We start from the raw sequence: 1,658 nt of genomic DNA on the forward strand, positions 1-1,658 counted from the left end.
GAGGCGGCGGCGGACGGGCGGCCGAAGCGGCCCCGCCGGGTGCGCAGGTGGCTGGTGCCGGCGGCCGTGCTCCTCGCGGTCCTGGCGCTGCTGTTCTGGCGCTTCCACACGACCGCCCTGGCCGTCACCTCCGTCGGCGTGACCACCGACCCGGCGGGCCCCGGCTGCGGGGGCACCGCCGTCGTCACGGCCTCGGTGGAGACCAACGGCGGCGCCGGCAGCATCCGTTACCACTGGCTGCGCAGCGACGGCACGACCTCTGACGAGATCGTGCAGGACGTGCGCTCCGGCACGCGCCACACCGACCTGATCCTGCGCTGGACGTTCGACGGCCAGGGGTCCCTCCAGGCCACCGCCACCCTGGAGATCCTCTCGCCCGCCGCCCGGACCGCGACCGTCACCTTCCCCTACCACTGCCCGTAGCGTCCCGAGGCCGGAATCCGCTTCGGTTGTCCGACCCGTCCCGTAGCGTTTGCCTTCCGCCGCGGGGATCCGCGGCACGCCAAGGGGAGGGCACCATGAACTCGCTCGTGTCGAAGGCTCGTTGGTTAGGCGCTCTGGTGGCGGCGGCAGCGCTGCTGCTCGCCGGGGCCGGCAGCGCAGGGGCGGACGACGCGCCCGACGGGCCGGTGCGGGGTCTCCCGGGGACCGTCGTCCTGGATTCCCCGCCCTTCTCGGAGCCAGCCTCGGTGGCGGTCAGCCCGGACGGGCGCAAGGCGTACGTCTCGGTCAAGGACGGCGTGAGCGGCGTCAAACTGAAGGTGGTCGACACCCAGAGCGGGACGATCGCCGCCACGGTCACGCTGACCACCGAGTACGGGGCCAACGCCGGGCCGGTGGCGGTCAGCCCGGACGGCTCGCGGGTCTACGTGCTGTTCGGGGCGATGCGCCTGCTGCCGCTGTCCACGCTGAGCGCCGTCGACACCGCCACCAACACGGTGGTCTCCACCACGCTCGCGCCGAATCAGCCGCGCCCGGACGGGACCGGCGACGGGGGCCTGAGCGCGCTGACGGTCAGCCCGGACGGCTCGCGGGTCTACGTGACCCAGGACGGACCCTCGCTCTGGCACCAGCCGACCCAACCGGGCGCCCGGGTCCTGGAGTTCTCGCCGCAACAGCAGGCGTTCACCGCCGCCGTGACGGTGCCCGGCCGCTCCCTGGGGTCGGTGGTCACCCGGCCGGACGGCGCCGGCACGTACGTCAGCACGGACGAGGGCCTGGTCCACCTGGACACCAGCGTCGAGCCCCCGGCCGTGACCGGGACCGTCGCCACCCCCAGCACCAAGGCCGCTCTGGCACTCACCCCGGACGGCACCCGCGTGTACGGCGTGAGCAGCACCGGCACGGGCTACACGCTCGACCCCGCCACCGACACCGTCACCGCGACCATGAACCTGGGCATCACCCGGGCCCAAGCACTGACCAGTCCGTCGATGAGCCCGGACGGCACCCGGCTGTACATCGCCTGCCTGGACTACGCCAGCTCCACCGGCAGGGTCCGGATCCTCTCCCTCGACACCTCGACCAACACCCTCGTCCCGGCCGAGGCGGTCACCGGTCTCAACTTTGTGACGGGACTGGCTGCGGGCCCCGACGGCCACACCCTCTACATCGTCGACGGCGCCCTGAAGATCGTCGGCATCTGACGGGACCCCGCC

General features: G+C 73.2%; 1 protein-coding gene and 1 pseudogene. Both read left to right on the forward strand.

Features of this window, described 5'->3' with window-relative positions:
- Positions 1-423, forward strand: a pseudogene (locus tag AB0O00_RS38280) (hypothetical protein); the annotation flags it as partial.
- Between the two features lie 95 nt (positions 424-518).
- A complete protein-coding gene (locus tag AB0O00_RS38285) occupies positions 519-1,646 on the forward strand; it encodes a YncE family protein (protein WP_363659301.1) in 1,128 nt (375 codons plus the stop codon).
- Positions 1,647-1,658: the final 12 nt, after the last annotated feature.

The organism is Kitasatospora sp. NPDC093558, from assembly GCF_040683475.1.
GTDB lineage: Bacteria > Actinomycetota > Actinomycetes > Streptomycetales > Streptomycetaceae > Kitasatospora.